This window comes from Streptomyces sp. SID11385 (genome assembly GCF_010548245.1).
In the GTDB taxonomy this organism is placed as follows: domain Bacteria; phylum Actinomycetota; class Actinomycetes; order Streptomycetales; family Streptomycetaceae; genus Streptomyces.
In genome coordinates, this window is the sequence record NZ_JAAGLR010000910.1 from 15380 (window position 1) to 32275 (window position 16896).

At 73.2% G+C, this 16896-nt stretch carries 9 protein-coding genes; 8 read left to right on the forward strand and 1 reads right to left on the reverse strand.

Features of this window, described 5'->3' with window-relative positions; all coding sequences use genetic code 11:
- Nucleotides 1-111: 111 nt before the first annotated feature.
- From G3I42_RS27520 to hflX, 3 genes are all read left to right on the forward strand, one after another.
- Entirely contained in the window at nucleotides 112-2400 is a 2289-nt protein-coding gene (locus G3I42_RS27520; RefSeq protein WP_164290354.1) for an HD domain-containing protein, read from the forward strand.
- Between the two features lie 196 nt (nucleotides 2401-2596).
- Nucleotides 2597-4204 carry a M1 family metallopeptidase gene (locus G3I42_RS27525; protein WP_164290356.1) on the forward strand — a complete coding sequence of 536 codons (1608 nt, stop codon included), beginning with the start codon at nucleotides 2597-2599 and terminating at the stop codon, nucleotides 4202-4204.
- A 497-nt stretch (nucleotides 4205-4701) separates the two neighbouring features.
- A complete protein-coding gene (gene hflX, locus G3I42_RS27530) occupies nucleotides 4702-6126 on the forward strand; it encodes a GTPase HflX (protein ID WP_239096713.1) in 1425 nt (474 codons plus the stop codon).
- Nucleotides 6127-6383: 257 nt separating this feature from the next.
- Here hflX and G3I42_RS27535 read toward each other — a convergent pair whose 3' ends face one another.
- Nucleotides 6384-7553, reverse strand: a complete 1170-nt coding sequence (locus G3I42_RS27535; protein WP_164290433.1) for a hypothetical protein — start codon at nucleotides 7551-7553, stop codon at nucleotides 6384-6386.
- Nucleotides 7554-7928: 375 nt separating this feature from the next.
- Here G3I42_RS27535 and G3I42_RS27540 point away from each other — a divergent pair, with 375 nt between their 5' ends.
- The 5 genes from G3I42_RS27540 to G3I42_RS27560 all read left to right on the forward strand — a co-directional run bounded on the left by G3I42_RS27540 (nucleotide 7929) and on the right by G3I42_RS27560 (nucleotide 16773).
- Nucleotides 7929-9311 carry a diaminobutyrate--2-oxoglutarate transaminase family protein gene (locus G3I42_RS27540; RefSeq protein ID WP_164290360.1) on the forward strand — a complete coding sequence of 461 codons (1383 nt, stop codon included), beginning with the start codon at nucleotides 7929-7931 and terminating at the stop codon, nucleotides 9309-9311.
- Between the two features lie 86 nt (nucleotides 9312-9397).
- Nucleotides 9398-11518 carry an IucA/IucC family protein gene (locus tag G3I42_RS27545; protein WP_164290362.1) on the forward strand — a complete coding sequence of 707 codons (2121 nt, stop codon included), beginning with the start codon at nucleotides 9398-9400 and terminating at the stop codon, nucleotides 11516-11518.
- 89 nt (nucleotides 11519-11607) lie between these two features.
- Entirely contained in the window at nucleotides 11608-12306 is a 699-nt protein-coding gene (locus G3I42_RS27550) for a GNAT family N-acetyltransferase (RefSeq protein ID WP_164290364.1), read from the forward strand.
- 180 nt (nucleotides 12307-12486) lie between these two features.
- Nucleotides 12487-14694 (forward strand): IucA/IucC family siderophore biosynthesis protein, encoded by a 2208-nt coding sequence (locus tag G3I42_RS27555; protein WP_164290366.1) that lies wholly within the window; start codon nucleotides 12487-12489, stop codon nucleotides 14692-14694.
- Between the two features lie 12 nt (nucleotides 14695-14706).
- Entirely contained in the window at nucleotides 14707-16773 is a 2067-nt protein-coding gene (locus G3I42_RS27560) for an ATP-dependent DNA helicase (RefSeq protein ID WP_164290368.1), read from the forward strand.
- Nucleotides 16774-16896: the final 123 nt, after the last annotated feature.

Sequence of the window (16896 nt, forward strand, 5' to 3'; positions counted from 1 at the left end):
GTGGTGGGCTCGATAGCATCAAGCACCGGCCCGGACGGGGACACCGCCCGCTGTCCCGGGGCCCCGTGCTCCGGGCATCCCGTCGACCGGTCGACGCAGCCGGAGGTGCCCATGAGTGCGGAGGCAATGAATCCAGCGACGCCCGGGGGGCCTCCCGATGCCCTCCAGGCAGCCGGCGCCGCGCAGCCTCGCAAGCGCGCCCGGCACCGCATCGACCTGCGCCGCCTCGGCCGGGCGGCACTCCTCGGCCACACCGGCCGCGACCGCGCCCCCGACGCGATCGCGCACGTCGTCGACGCCCACCGCGCCCACCACCCCGACGCCGATGTCGACACGCTGCGCCGCGCCTACGTCCTCGCCGAGTCCTCGCACCGCGGCCAGATGCGCAAGAGCGGCGAGCCCTACATCACGCACCCGCTCGCCGTGACGCTGATCCTCGCGGAACTCGGCGCGGAGACCACGACCCTGACGGCGGCGCTCCTGCACGACACGGTCGAGGACACCGACGTCACCCTCGACCAGGTCCGCGCCGAGTTCGGCAGCGAGGTCGGTTACCTCGTCGACGGGGTCACGAAGCTGGAGAAGGTCGACTACGGTGCGGCCGCCGAACCCGAGACCTTCCGCAAGATGCTCCTCGCGACCGGCAACGACGTACGCGTCATGTCGATCAAGCTCGCCGACCGCCTCCACAACGTCCGCACCCTCGGCGTCATGCGGCGCGAGAAACAGGTCAGGATCGCGAAGGTCACACGCGACGTCCTCATCCCGCTCGCCGAACGGCTCGGCGTGCAGACGCTCAAGACCGAACTGGAGGACCGGGTCTTCGCCATCCTCCATCCCGAGGAGTACGAGGAGACGCGCCGCCTCATCGTCGACCACTTCGCTTCGCCCGATCCCCTCGCCGCCGTCGCCGAACGAGTGCGCGAGGTGCTGCGCGAGGCAGATCTCAGCGCGGATGTACAGCTCCGGCCCCGTCACTTCGTCTCCGTCCACCGTGTCCACCGCAAGCGCGGCCGGCTCGGCGACACCGACTTCGGGCGCCTGCTCGTCCTGGTCGGCGAGACCGCCGACTGCTACGCGGTACTCGGGGAACTGCATACCTGCCTGACCCCGGTGGTCGCCGAGTTCAAGGACTTCATCGCGGTCCCGAAGTTCAATCTGTACCAGTCCCTGCACACCGCTCTCGCGACGCCGGAGGGCGGCATCGCGGAAGTCCTCATCCGTACGCGGCAGATGCACCGCGTCGCCGAGGCGGGTGTCGTCGCGCTCGGCAATCCGTACGCGGTGGGCGCCGACCAAGGACCAGGGGGTACGGGACGGGGCGCCGCGCACGGCGGGCCGGGCGGCCGGGACCCGCAGGGCACGCCGGACATGGCGCCTCTCGACGGGAAGGCCGCCGAACCGGCCCTCGGCACGGAACCCGTGGAGACCGCGGAGGCGGCGGAGGCCGCCGATGCCGAGCGGGCCGACCCGACCCGCCCCGGCTGGCTCTCCCGGCTCCTGCAATGGCAGAGCGCGGTGCCCGATTCGGAGCTGTTCTGGTCCGTGCTGCGCGAGGATCTGGCCCACAACCGCGAGATCACCGTCTTCCGCCAGGGGGGCGGGGCGCTCGGGCTGCCTGCGGGCGCGAGCTGCGTCGACGCCGCGTACGCGCAGTACGGCGAAGACGCGCACGCGTGTATGGGCGCGGTCGTCAACGGCCGCCTCGCGCCACTGAGCACCGTCCTTGAGGACGGCGACACGGTCCAGCTCCTCATGGGCCAGGACGCCGCCGGTGGCGGCCCCTCGCCCGAGTGGCTCGACCACGTACGTACCCCCGCCGCCGGGCTGGCCATCCGCCGCTGGCTCACGGCGCACCCCGCCGACACCCCCGCCGAGGACGCGCGGCGGGAAGAGCCCCTTTCCCGTCCCACACTCCCCGCCCCCGCCGCGCGGACGCTCGCCGCGAGCGTCACGGTCGACCAGCCCGGCGCGACGGTGCGCCTCGCGGGCTGCTGCACTCCGGTGCCGCCCGACGCCGTCACGGCGTTCGCGGTACGGGGCAACGCGGTCACCGTGCACCGCGCCGAGTGCCCCCGGGCGGTACGCATGGCCGCGGCCGGCCGGCGCACGGTCGGCGCGGACTGGGGCGACACCGGCGACTGCCGCGTCACCCTGCGGGCCGCCTCCTTCGGACGGCCCCACCTGCTCGCCGACCTCACGGAAGCGATCGCGGGGGAGGGCGTCGCGGTCATCTCGGCCACGGTCGAGCCTCCGAGCGAGCACGGCGTACGCCACACGTACACGCTCCACCTGCCCGACGCCACCCGCCTGCCGGGGCTCATGCGCGCCATGCGGGACGTGCCGGGCGTGTACGACGTGAGCAGGGCGCGCAGTGCGGCGCCCGCGTCCGGGGTCTGAGGCAGGACCGGTACCAGCCTCCAGCAGAGAGGTTTCTGCTCCGGCATCACGCGGGGGACGGAGCATGTAGGTGGCGCCGATGCGCCGTGAGCCGTTTGCGCCCAAGACGTCAGCAAGGCGAGAAGGAACTGACTCCTTCGGGTTGTTCTGCGCGCTGAATGGTTGCTGTGCGTATCCGTTGCGGTAACTCCGAGTCATGAACCTGGAGTGCATTTCTGCGAACACCTCGGCGAGGCCGGGGCCCGGCGGCGGAGCGGAGCGCACGGGCGGCGCGGTCCCGTCCCGTCCGCGCCGCCGTGCCCGCCGCACGGCCCGCGTGCTCGTGCCGGTGCTCGCCGTCTGCCTCGCGCTCATCGCCGCCGCCGCACCCTCCCCGGCACCCCAGGGGATCGGCGACCGGCTCTTCCCTGCCCTCGGCAACCCCGGCTACGACGTGCTGGCCTACGACCTCTCGCTGACGTACGAGGGCGACAACCGCGCACCGCTGGAGGCCGTCACCCGTATCACCGCCAGGGCGGAGGCGTCCCTCGACCGGCTCAACCTCGACTTCTCCCACGGCAAGGTGCGCGCCGTCACCGTCAACGGCCGCACCGCCCGTCACGAGAGCGCCGGACAGGACCTCGTCATCACGCCCGGGAAACGCGTGCGCCCCGGAGAGCGGCTGCGCATCGTCGTACGGCACACGAGCGATCCACGGCCGCCGGCGGCCGGGCAGGGCGAGGGCGGCTGGGTCCGGACGAAGGACGGCCTGGCCATGGCCAACCAGGCGGACGCGGCCCACCGGGTCTTCCCCGGCAACGATCACCCCTCCGACAAGGCGGACTTCACCTTCCGCGTCACCGCGCCACGCGGCGTGACCGTGGTCGCCAACGGCCTCCTCGCGGGCCGGGCCGACGCGGCGGGCGGCGCGACGACCTGGACGTACCGCACTCTGCACCCGATGGCCACCGAACTGGCCCAGCTCTCCCTCGGCCGCTCCGTCGTGCCACGCAGGCCGGGGCCGCACGGCCTCCCGGTCCGCGACGTCGTCCCCGCGGCCGATCGTGAGCGCCTGGAGCCATGGCTGCGCAGGACACCGGGACAGCTGCGGTGGATGGAGAAGCGGGTGGGGAACTTCCCCTTCGAGGCGTACGGAGTGCTCGTCGCCGACACGAACACGGGCTTCGAACTGGAGACACAGACGCTCTCGCTCTTCGAGCGGCGCCTGTTCACCGACCGCCGTTACCCCGAGTGGTACGTCGACTCCGTCCTCGTGCACGAGCTGGCGCACCAGTGGTTCGGCGACAGCGTGAGCCCGCGCACCTGGTCGGACCTGTGGCTCAACGAGGGCCACGCCACGTGGTACGAGGGGCTCTACGCCGAGGAACGGGGCGGCCCCACGCTGGAGAGCCGTATGCGCGAGGCGTACGGGGCGAGCGACGGGTGGCGGGCGGAGGGCGGACCGCCGGCCCGCCCCAAGGCACCCGGCAACGGCAAGATCAGCATCTTCCGTCCCGTCGTCTACGACGGCAGTGCCCTGGTGCTCTACGCCCTGCGCCAGGAGATCGGGGCGGACGCCTTCGCCCGTGTCGAGCGCCGCTGGGTCGCCGAGCACCGCGACGGCACGGCGGACACCGCGGCCTTCGTCCGGCTCGCCTCCGACGTCGCGGGGCGCGATCTCGGCGCGTTCCTCCGCCCATGGCTGTACGGGGCGAAGACGCCAGCGATGCCCGGCCACCCGGACTGGACCGCCGACGCGCCCGACGCGGAACAGCCGCGAAGCACGACTCCGCACCGCCTCGCCGCACCACCACGGACGCGATGACCTCGGAGGTGCGCGTACGTGCCAGGCGGCGCCGTGGTGGCGATCCGTGGGGGCCGGCGGCCCGCGAGCGGCCGGGCCGGCGCTCGCGAGGCGGCCAGATCCGGCGTGGGGGAGGGCAGGTCCGGCGCTCGCGGGGCACTGGGGTCCCCGGCCCTCGCGGAGCGGGCCGGTCCGGCCGTCCGCACGCCTGCCGGTCCCGGCGCCCCGCCGGATAACTCGCGTGACGCCGCGAGGAGCGCCGTGGGACCATTTCCGGGCGAGCGACGCCCACGGGCCCGGGAATTCCCGGGGCTCTCCGGGCGTTGCTCACAGCAGCGGACCGGGTCCGCTCGCCGACCGCACTCGTCATTAAGGAACCAATGACCCACACCCCTCCCTTTTCCCAGGACACTTCCGGAGACCAGGACGCGCCCCTCGGCGCGGAGGACACCGTGAACGAGACGCACCCGCGGGGACAGCAGCCGTCCCACAGCCACGGCCTGCGGGCCGATGCCCTGATGGAAGAGGACGCCGCCTGGAGCCAAGAGGTCGACGGCGCGCGGGACGGCGAGCAGTACGACCGCGAGGAGCGCGCGGCGCTGCGCAGGGTCGCCGGGCTCTCCACGGAGCTGGAGGACGTCACCGAGGTCGAGTACCGCCAGCTCCGTCTGGAGCGGGTCATCCTCGTGGGCGTCTGGACCTCGGGCAGCGTCCATGACGCGGAGAACTCCCTGGCGGAGCTGGCCGCGCTCGCCGAGACCGCGGGCGCCCTCGTCCTCGACGGGGTCATCCAGCGCAGGGACAAGCCCGATCCGGCCACCTACATCGGCTCCGGCAAGGCCGTCGAACTGCGGGACCTGGTCCTGGAGAGCGGCGCCGACACCGTCGTCTGCGACGGTGAGCTGAGTCCGGGACAGCTCATCCACCTCGAAGACGTCGTCAAGGTCAAGGTCGTCGACCGCACGGCGCTGATCCTCGACATCTTCGCCCAGCACGCCAAGTCCCGAGAGGGCAAGGCGCAGGTGTCGCTCGCGCAGATGCAGTACATGCTGCCGCGCCTGCGAGGCTGGGGGCAGTCGCTCTCCCGGCAGATGGGTGGCGGTGGCTCCGGCTCCTCCGGCGGGGGCATGGCCACGCGTGGTCCCGGTGAGACCAAGATCGAGACCGACCGGCGGCGCATTCGCGAGAAGATGGCGAAGATGCGCCGGGAGATCGCCGAGATGAAGACCGGGCGTGACCTCAAGCGCCAGGAACGCCGGCGCAACAAGGTCCCCTCGGTGGCCATCGCCGGCTACACCAACGCCGGCAAGTCCTCGCTGCTCAACCGCCTCACGGGTGCCGGGGTACTGGTCGAGAACGCCCTCTTCGCGACCCTCGACCCGACGGTGCGCCGGGCCGAGACGCCGAGCGGGCGGCTCTACACGCTCGCGGACACGGTGGGCTTCGTACGGCACCTGCCGCACCACCTCGTCGAGGCGTTCCGCTCCACGATGGAGGAGGTCGGCGACTCCGACCTGATCCTTCATGTGGTCGACGGCTCGCACCCGGCTCCCGAGGAGCAGCTCGCCGCCGTGCGCGAAGTGGTCAGGGAGGTCGGGGCCACCGATGTGCCCGAGATCGTCGTGATCAACAAGGCGGACGCGGCCGACCCCGTCGTGCTCCAGCGGCTGCTGCGCGTCGAGAAGCACTCGATCGCGGTCTCCGCCCGCAGCGGGCAGGGGATCGAGGAACTGCTCGCGCTCATCGACGAGGAACTGCCGCGCCCCGCCGTCGAGGTCGACGTGCTCGTCCCCTACACCGAGGGCAAGTACATCGCCCGGGCGCACGTCGAGGGCGAGGTCCTCTCCGAGGAGCACACCCCCGAGGGCACCCGGCTCAAGGCGCTGGTGCACGAGGAACTGGCCGCGGAACTGCACAGGTTCAGCCCGGTCGGCTCGCACTGAGCCCGCGGGCGGCGGCCTGCCGCCCGTACCGCCGCGGGCGCGCAGACGGCCGAAGGGCCCGTACCCCCGAGAGGGGCGCGGGCCCTTCGGCCGTCTCGTCACCGAATGCGGCTCGTGTCGCGGAGGTGGCCGGAGTGGAGGCGGTAGTCGCGGTCAACTCCCGCACGGCCGCGGCTCTTCCGTACCGTCGCAGTTCCTCCGTACCGCCCCCGTGACTCCTCGCGGAAAACGTCCTCGGCCCGGAGAACCCGCTCGCCTCAGGAGAGGCTGTCCGCCTTGTCGCTCACCGCGCGGTAGATGTCCTCCGCCTCCTTGCCCAGACGTGGGCCCGCGAGCCAGCCGCCCGTCACCGGGCCGATCGAGGTGTTCGAGACGAGGGCCGGCTTTCCGCCCGCGTTCTTGCCGATCCAGCCGCCGCCCGAGGCCCCGCCGGTCATGGTGCAGCCGATGCGATACATCGTCGGCTGCTCGGGAGCGAGCGAGAGACGGCCGGGCTTCGCGGGGCACTGGTAGAGGCCCTGGCCGTCGTAGGGCGGTGCCGCCGGGTAGCCGGAGGCGGTGAGGGATGGTGTCTTCGCCGCCGAAGGCGCGGCGAAGTCCACGGGCAGCGCGCCGCCCACGGTCTCCTCCAGCGACTTCCCGCCGCTGTGCTCCGGCGTCACGTGCAGGACGGCGAAGTCGTAGGGTGCCCCCGCGCCCCCCGTCGGACCGCCGCTCGCGATCCACTCCTTCGAAGTCTGCGCCCAGTCGCTCCACCACACCCCGTACGGAGCGATCTCCTCGCGCGTCGCCTTCTCCAACTCGGCGGTCGACTTCCCCGCGTTGTTGTAGGCGGGCACGAAGGCGATGTTGCGGTACCAGCCGCCCTTCTGCCCGGCGTGCACGCAGTGGCCCGCCGTCCACACGAGGTTGGACTTCCCCAGGTGGGCCGGGTCCTCGACGACTGTCGCCGAGCAGACCATCGAGCCCTCGGGGGAGTCGAAGAGGACCTTCCCGGCCTCGGGCAGCGCGTCATGGTACGGCGGGGTCACGGCGGCGGCCTTCACCGGTGCCGGCGTCGGGTCGGTCACGCCCTGGTCGTCCCCGAGGTCGCTGTCGTCCACTTTCTTCTGCGGGTCCTCGGCCCGCCGCATCCGGTCGGGGTCCCACAGGCCGTCGATGATCGGGTTGACGTAGTCCTCGGCCTTGCGCAGCCAGGTGTCCTTGTCCCACTTGCGCCAGGCGCCGTTCTCCCACTTCCCGAGATCGATGCCGTGCTCCTTGAGCCGGTCCCGCACGCCGTCGGGTATACGGATCTTGTGATCGCCCGCCGAGGCCGAGGACTCCGAGACGATGGGCTTCGCGCCGTCGTCGCCGCTCGCCGAGTCGTCCTCGGGACCGCAGGCGGCCAGTGTCAGCGTGAGGCTCAGGGCGGCCCCGATCGCCATCGGCCAGGAGCCGCGACGCGTTCCCCGCCCCGTTGTCCGTGCCCGTGTGGTGCGCATTCTCGATCCCCCTGGACGTGCTGGATGTTGGCGACCCCACAGTATGGCGGGGCTTCAACGGCCTCGCTGCGCGGCGGCAACAGTTGGGTCACGGTGAAAGGGCCCCGGTCCGGCAGTCGAACCTCACGTGCAACACCCCGCCCCAGAGGTCGCGTTCAGGACGCACCGATGGTTTCCGGCCGACTTCGCCGCGCACAGCAAGGATCTTCGGATGAGCCGTTATCCGGAGCGGTCCGCGTCGTTGGTACGAACGGGGGTCGTCGGCATGCCCGCCCTCGGCCCCGACACGCCGTTCGCACCGCGGGAGGACCTACCGCCTTGGCCGTGACCGAGTCCGTGCCCATCGCACCGACGACCACGCAGGAAGGGGTGCTGCGCAGGCAGTCCCTGCGGGAGTCGGCCGCGAGGACCTATGCCCGTGCCCTGCCCATCGTCCCCGTCCGGGCCCGGGGCCTGACCATCGAGGGCGCGGACGGCCGCAGGTATCTGGACTGTCTCTCCGGGGCGGGCACCCTCGCCCTCGGTCACAACCACCCCGTAGTGCTCCAGGCGATCAGGGACGTCCTCGACTCCGAGGCCCCGTTGCACGTCCTGGACCTCGCGACGCCGGTCAAGGACGCCTTCGTCACCGAGCTGTTCCGCACCCTGCCGGGCGAACTGGCGGCCCACGGACGCATCCAGTTCTGCGGCCCCGCGGGCACCGACGCCGTCGAGGCCGCGCTCAAGCTCGTACGGCGCGCCACGGGCCGGCAGGCCGTGCTCGGCTTCACCGGCGCCTACCACGGCATGACCGCCGGGGCGCTCGACGTGTCCTCGGCCGCCACCTCGGTACGGGACACGCTGCGCCTCCCGTACCCGCAGGACTACCGCTGCCCCTTCGGGGTGGGCGGTGAGGCCGGTGCCGCGCTCGGCGCCAGGCTCGCCGAGAGCTACCTCGACGATCCCAAGTCCGGCGTGCCGCGACCCGCGGGAATGATCGTCGAGCCCGTCCAGGGCGAGGGCGGCGTGCACCCGGCGCCGGACACCTGGCTGCGCCGGATGCGCGCCCTCACCCGCGCCCACGGACTGCCCCTCATCGCCGACGAGGTGCAGACCGGCGTCGGCCGCACCGGGGCCTTCTGGGCCGTCGACCACGCGGGCGTCGTGCCGGACGTCATGGTCCTTTCCAAGGCGATCGGCGGCAGCCTGCCGCTCGCCGTCGTCGTCTACCACGAGGACCTCGACGTCTGGGAACCCGGTGCCCACGCCGGGACCTTCCGGGGCAACCAGCTCGCGATGGCCGCGGGCGCCGCGACCCTCGCCTACGTCCGCGAGAACGGACTCGCCGAGCGGGCCAGGGTCCTGGGCGCCCGCATGCTCGCCGCGCTGCGCTCCCTCGCGAGCCGCCACGCCTGGATCGGGGACGTGCGCGGCCGCGGGCTCATGCTCGGCGTCGAACTCGTCGACCCGGAGGGCGCCAGGCCGGGCGCCGCGGGACCGCCACCCGCCGATTCCGCGCGCGCCGTCGCCGTGCGCCGGGAGTGCCTGCGCCGCGGTCTCATCGTGGAGCTGGGCGGTCGCCACTCCGCCGTGGTCCGGCTGCTGCCCCCGCTCACGCTCACCGACGACCAGGCCACCGCCGTCCTGGACCGTTTCGCCGACGCGCTCGACGCCGTGGACCGCGATCCACGCGTACGGGCGCCGCGCACCCCACCCGTCTGAGCGCGCCCTTCCGCGTGCCAGTCCCCCCACCGGCCCCCTCCCCTCAGCCGCGGGGCCACACGATCACGTCCCTCAAGGAAGCGCCCGTGAACCCGAACACCGCACCCGACGGCCGGTACCCCCTCGCACCCGAGGCCGGAAGTACGAGTTCGGCACGCCCCGAAGACGGTGTCGTCCCCCGGCAGCACACGGCCGCGCCCACGGAACACCTCGACGGTGCCGCGGTCGATCTCCTCGAACACCCCGATGTGCCGACCGCGGCGGAGGCCGCCGCGCTGGAGTCGCTGCTGCGCTGCTGGGTGCGCGAGACCGGTGTCGAGGCGGCGGAGCACGGGCCGCTGCGCATCTCGCTGCCGGCCCAGGAGGCGACGCTCGTCGTCCCGGTACGGTACTGGTCCGCCGCCGGGCTGCACCGCTTCGGCCTGCCCCGCCTCGAACACCACGGCCCCGCCCCGGTGCACAGCGGCAGCGCCTTCCCGCGCCGCGCCGTCGTCCGCCAGGGCAGGGCACCGCGCCTCACCGCGCCACTGGACGCGGCAACGGTCGCCGAGGTGCTGAGCAAGGAGGTCCACGCGGGGACGGTGACGGACGGTCCGGGCCAGGGCGGGACGCCGGCGGACAGTACGGGCCGGCGCGCTACCGACGGTGCCGCGGAGAACCCCGTACCGTCCGGCGGCCCCGCCCCCACCGTCCCCCGGCAGGCCGCGTCCGCCGCCGACGACGACCTCGTGGCACGGGTCAGGGACTCGGTACGCCGGACCGCCGTCTTCCTCTCCTTCCGCCGCCGCCACGCCGAGGACTCGTCCACTCCCTTCCTCGCCGCCGAGCAGGCGCTCCTCCTCGGCCACCCGCTCCACCCCACCCCCAAGAGCAGGCAGGGGCTCAGCGAGGCGGAAGCCCGGCTCTACTCGCCCGAGCTGCGCGGTGCCTTCCCGCTCCACTGGCTGGCCGTGCACAAGGACGTCCTCGCCACCGACTCGGCCTGGACCGAGCGCGGCAGGACCGTCTCGGCGGGCGCGCTCACCGAGCGCCTCGCAGGGCCGGGACTCGCCCTCCCACCCGGCACCGTCGCGCTGCCCCTGCACCCCTGGCAGGCCCGCGACCTGGCGCAGCGCCCGGAGGTCCACGCGCTGGCCGACGCCGGACTGCTCACCCCCCTCGGCCCGTACGGGGAACCGTGGTCGCCCACCTCCTCGGTGCGCACCGTGTACCGGGCCGAGGCCCCGGCCATGCTCAAGCTCTCGCTCGGCCTGCGCATCACCAACTCGCGCCGCGAGAACCTCCGCAAGGAACTCCGCCGCGGTGTCGAGGTGCACCGCCTGCTCCGTACCGGACTCGGCGCCGAGTGGCACGCCGCCCACCCCTGCTTCGACATCGTGCGCGACCCCGCCTGGATCGCCGTCGACGGCCCGGACGGCGAACCGCTGCGCGGGGTGGACGTCATGATCCGCCACAATCCCTTCACCCCGGCGACCGACGCCGCCTGCCTCGCCGGCCTCGTCTCGCCGCGCCCCCTGCCCCCGATCGGCGGGCACCCCGCCGAGCCGAGCGGACTCCTCGCACACGGCTCACAGGCCCAGCAGCCCATGCGCTCCCGGCTCAGCGAGCTGATCACCCGGCTCGCCCAGCGCACCGGCAGGCCACGCGGCACCGTCGCCACCGAGTGGTTCCTGCGCTACCTGGAATGCGTCGTCCGCCCGATCCTGTGGCTCGACGGGCACGCGGGCGTCGCGCTGGAGGCGCACCAGCAGAACACCGTCGTCCTGCTCGACGCCGAGGGCTGGCCGAGCGGCGGCAGGTACCGCGACAACCAGGGCTACTACTTCCGCGACTCGCACCGCGAGGCGCTGGAACGCCGACTGCCCGGCATCGGTGCGGAGAGCGACACGTTCGTCCCCGACGACGTGACGGACGAGCGCTTCACGTACTACCTCGCCATCAACAACGTCCTCGGCCTCGTCGGTGCCCTCGGCTCGCAGGGCCTCGCGGACGAACAGCTGCTGCTCGCCGCCCTGCGCGGCTTCCTCGCCGGAGCCGCTCAAGGCCCCGAAGCCCTCGGCTCCGGGCTGCCCGCCCTGCTGCTCGACAGCCCCGTCCTGCGCTGCAAGGCCAATCTGCTGACGCGGCTGCACGGACTCGACGAACTCGTCGGCCCCGTCGACACCCAGTCCGTGTACGTACGTTTCCGCAACCCGCTGCACCACTGAGGACCACGCGCGGGGCCGGGCCTCACCCACCCGGCCCCGCACCCGTACCGCCCTACCGCCGCGCCCGTCCCCGAACCGAGGAGTGCACCATGCCCACAGCGGACACCCCCCTCGCGGGGGCCGCGCCGCCCGCGTCCGCCGTCGCCGAGGACGAGGCACCGGGCCCAGGCATAGCCAGGGCCGGACACCCCGGCCCTGACCCCGAAGACGCGTCGCCCGTCGCCGACGCCCCGCCCGGCGACTGGGCGCCCGTCCCCACGCCGCACGGCCTCTTCCGGCTGCGGCCCGTCGTGCTGCCGCGTGACCTCGCCCTGCTCACGGCGTGGATGAACGACCCGGAAGTGGCCGCCTTCTGGGAACTCGCCGGCCCGCCCGCCGTGACCGCGGCCCACGTGCGCCCCCAGACCGAGGGCGACGGACGCAGCGTGCCCTGCCTCGGCCTGCTCGACGGACGACCGATGAGCTACTGGGAGATCTACCGCGCCGACCACGACGTCCTCACCCCGTACTACCCCGCGCGACCGCACGACATCGGCGTCCACCTGCTCCTCGGCGGCGGAACCGACCGGGGTCGCGGCGTCGGTACGGGGTTGCTGCGCGCCGTCACGTCGCTGATCCTCGCGCACCGCCCGTACGCCACCCGTGTCCTCGCCGAACCGGACGTGCGCAACGTCCGCTCCGTCGCCGCGTTCCTGCGCGCCGGATACCGCAAGGACCGCGAGCTGGACCTGCCCGGCAAACGCGCCGCCCTGATGATCAGGGACCGCGCCCCGACGTCTCCCGCCTGACGCGTACGCGCCGTTCTCCTCCACGCCGTCCGCCCGTGGTCCTTTTCGCGCGCCGCGGGTACGTACCCGGGTACCCACCGCGGCGCCCCGCTCGCGCACGCCCTGCCGCCTTCCCCGCACACGTACGCCTTCCGTCGTATCCGCACGTCCGCACACCGGTCGCCACCGAAGGAGCCCTTCGTGCAGAACCTCCCCGCACCGCGTCCCTGGACATCCGCCGACGAGGCCACGGGGCCCGCGCTCCCGCCTCTCACCGCCCCCGAAGGCCCCCCGCCGCACGGGCTCTTCGCCCCCGCCGAGCTGACTCCCGAGCTGTGGCGCGAGGCAGGGAAACGGCTCCTCGCCAAGATGGTCGCGGAATTCTCGTACGAGGGTCTCTTCGCCCCGCGCCCCGAGGACCCCGAGTCGCCCGACGTGCCCTTCCACGAGCGCGCGTACCGGCTGCCGCTGGGGCGGCCCGAGGGCGCGCCGCACGGGGAGGGGGGCGCAGAGGAGGAAACGCTGGAGGACCGTCGCGGCGGGACGGCGGGGGAGGACCCCGAGGCCGTGGCAGCGACCGCGGGGCAGCCCGCGCTCCTCTTCCGGGCCGCCCGCAGCGCCTACGGGCACTGGGAGGTCGCACCCGAGAGCCTGCGCCTGGACACGAGAGAGGCCGCGGACACGGTGGGCGCTGACGGCCGCGCCCTCACCACTGCGTCCGCCGACACTGCCCCGTCCCCCGCCACCGACCCGCTCGACTTCCTCGTCCGCGCCCGTCACGTCCTCGGCCTCGACGGCGCGACGCTCGGCCACCTGCTGCGCGAGCTGAACGCGACGCTCGCCGCCGACGCGCGCCTCCTCCACACCGCCCTGACCAGTGCGGACCTCGCCGAACTCGGGTACGCGCAACTGGAGGGCCATCAGACCGGGCACCCCTGGATCGTCCTCAACAAGGGCCGCATGGGCTTCGGCGCCTCCGACGCCGCGCGCTGGGCCCCCGAAGGCCGGGCCGAGGCGCGCCTGCCGTGGCTCGCGGTCCGCCACCACCTCGCCACCTACCGCGGCGTCCCCGGACTCGACACGCCCGAGCAGCTCTACGCCGCCGAACTGGCGCCCGCCGTACGAGAGTCCTTCGACGCGGTCTTAACCGAGCGCGGCCTCGACCCGGCCGACTACCTCTACCTGCCGGTACACCCCTGGCAGTGGGACAGCACCGTGCTCCCCCTGCACGCCGCGGGCGTCGCCGCCGGCGACCTCGTACCGCTGCCCTCGGACGGCGCCCGCCGCCTGCCTCAGCAGTCCATCCGCACCTTCCTCAACCTGGACGACCCCACGCGGCACACGGTCAAACTGCCGCTCTCCGTCCTCAACACCCTTGTCTGGCGCGGACTGCCGACCCGCCGGACGATCGCCGCGCCCGCCGTCACGGCCTGGGTGCAGTCCGTACGCGACCACGACCCCTACCTGCGCGAGGAGTGCCGCGTCGTGCTGCTCGGCGAGGTCGCCTCCGTCGCCGTGCGGCACCCGTTCTACGACGTGCTGCCCGAGGTGCCGTACCAGTACAAGGAACTCCTCGGGGCGATCTGGCGCGAACCGCTCGCGCCGCTTCTCGACCCGGACGAACGCGCGCGGACCCTCGCCTCGCTCCTGCACGTGGACCGCGAAGGCCGCGCCTTCGTCGCCGAACTCGTCGCGCGCTCGGGCCTCGCGCCGCACGACTGGTTGCGCCGCCTCTTCGGCGCCCTGCTGCCGCCGCTCCTGCACTTCCTCTACCGCCACGGCACGGTCTTCTCGCCGCACGGCGAGAACGCGATCGTCGTCTTCGACGCGCGCGACGTCCCCACGCGGCTCGCGGTCAAGGACTTCGTCGACGACGTCAACCTCAGTGCGCGAGCACTCCCCGAGCACGAGGACATGCCCCGGGAGGTGCGCGACATCCTGCTGACGGAAGAGCCCTCCTTCCTCCCGCAGTTCATCCATTCCGGTCTCTTCGTCGGCGTCTTCCGCTATCTCGCCCCGCTGTGCCGCACCCAGCTCGGCGTCCCCGACGAGGACTTCTGGGGCCTCGTACGGGCCGAGATCCTCGCCTACCAGGCACGCTTTCCCGAGCTGAAGGAGCGCTACGAGCTCTTCGAACTGCTCGGCCCGGAGATCGAGCGGCTCTGCCTCAACCGCAACCGCCTCCACCTCGACGGCTACCGGGACCGTGCCGAGCGGCCCCACGCGGCGGTGGACGGCGTCGTGGCGAACCCGCTGCACGGGAGCGCTTTCCGGCCACGTGCGAGGTGGGGGCGCGAGGCGGAAACAGAAGCGGGCGCCACGGGAGCGGACGTCCTCGGACAGGAGCGGCCACATGATCGGACCGGGCCTGTGGATGGAGCGGCGGGAGCTGTCGGTGCCGCGTCGTAGGGTGGTCTGGCTATGACGAAGCCCTCACTCCCCGAGCTCCTGCACGCCGCCGTCGCCGCCGTGGGCGGCACCGAACGGCCGGGCCAGGTGGCCATGGCCGAGGCGGTCGAAACGGCCATCAACGACGGTTCCCACCTCCTTGTCCAGGCCGGCACCGGCACCGGGAAGTCGCTCGGCTACCTGGTGCCGGCGCTGGCGCACGGGGAGCGGGTGGTGGTCGCGACGGCCACCCTGGCGCTTCAGCGCCAGTTGGTGGAGCGCGACCTGCCCCGTACGGTCGAGGCCCTGCACCCCGTACTGCGCCGCCGCCCCGAGTACGCGATGCTCAAGGGCCGCTCGAACTACCTGTGCCTGCACCGCCTCCACGAGGGCATGCCGAAGGACGAGGAAGAGGCGCTCTTCGACCAGTTCGAGGCGGCGGCGCCGTCCAGCAAACTCGGACAGGACCTCCTGCGCCTGCGGGACTGGGCGGACGAGACCGAGACGGGCGACCGCGACGGCCTGAGCCCCGGCGTCTCCGACCGGGCCTGGGCGCAGGTCTCCGTCTCCTCGCGCGAGTGCCTCGGGGCGAGCCGCTGCGCCTACGGTGCCGAGTGCTTCGCGGAGACGGCGCGCGAGCGCGCGAAGCTCGCCGACGTCGTCGTCACCAACCACGCGCTCCTCGCGATCGACGCCATCGAGGGCGCCCCCGTGCTCCCCTCGCACGAGGTCCTCATCGTCGACGAAGCCCACGAGCTCGTCGGGCGGGTCACGAACGTGGCCACCGGCGAACTGAATCCGAACCAGGTCAACAGGGCCGCGCGCCGCGCCGCGAAGCTCGTGGACGAGAAGGTCGCCGACGCTTTCCAGGCCGGGGCCGAGGGCTTCGAACGGGTCATGGAGCTGGCGTTGCCGGGGCGGCTCGAAACGCTGCCCGACGATCTCGGCTACGCCCTCGCCGCCCTCCGCGACGCGGCCCGGCAGGTGATCACCGCCATCGGCAACACCCGCGATCGCTCGGTGCAGGACGAGGACGCAGTACGCAAGCAGGCTCTCGCCTCGGTCGAGTCCGTGCACGGCGTGGCCGAGCGGATGACGGGGCTTTCCGAGTACGACGTGCTGTGGTGCGAGCGGCACGACCGCTTCGGCGCCTCACTGCGCGTCGCGCCGCTCTCGGTCTCGGGACTGCTCCGCGAGAAGCTGTTCGCCGACCGTTCGGTGACGCTCACCTCGGCGACGCTCAAGCTGGGCGGGGACTTCAACGGAGTCGGGGCCTCGCTCGGCCTCGCCCCGGAGGGGGTGGCGGGCTCGGGGGCCCCGGAGACGGACGAACTGCCGGTCTGGAAGGGCATCGACGTCGGCTCGCCCTTCGAGTACCGCAAGCAGGGCATCCTCTACGTGGCACGCCATCTGTCCCCACCAGGACGCGAGGGCACCCGTACGGACATGTTCGACGAGCTGACCGAACTGGTCGAGGCGGCGGGCGGGCGCACGCTGGGGCTCTTCTCCTCGATGCGCGGCGCCCAGGCGGCGGCCGAGGAACTGCGCTCGCGGCTCGATGTCCCGGTACTCCTTCAGGGCGAGGAGACCCTCGGCGAGCTGATCAGGGCCTTTGCCGAGGACCCACGCACCTGCCTGTTCGGCACGCTGTCCCTGTGGCAGGGCGTGGACGTGCCGGGGCCGAGCTGCCAGCTCGTCGTGATGGACCGGATTCCCTTTCCGCGTCCCGACGATCCCCTGATGAGCGCGCGGCAGAAGGCGGTGGAGCAGAACGGCGGCAACGGCTTCATGGCGGTCGCCGCGACCCATGCCGCCCTGCTGATGGCCCAGGGCGCCGGCCGTCTCGTACGGGCCACGGGGGACAAGGGAGTGGTCGCGGTCCTCGACCCCCGTCTCGCGACGGCCCGGTACGGGAGCTACCTGCGGGCCTCGCTCCCCGACTTCTGGTACACGAACGACCGCAACCAGGTCCGCCGCTCCCTCGCGGCGATCGACGCGGCCGCGAAGGCGGTGGAGGCCGGTACGTCGACGCCGGTCGCGAGGGCTGAGGAGCCGGAGCCGGATTCGGGGCAGCAGGTGGGTGCCGTCGCGGAGGGCTGAGAGCGGGCCTGTAGCGGGGCTCGTACGGGCTCTGCCCCGGTCGCGCGAGGCGGGCGAGCGCGCGCGACGGGCCCCGAGACCGGCGCAGTGAGTCTCAGGGCCCTGCTGAAGGAGGCGGGGCGG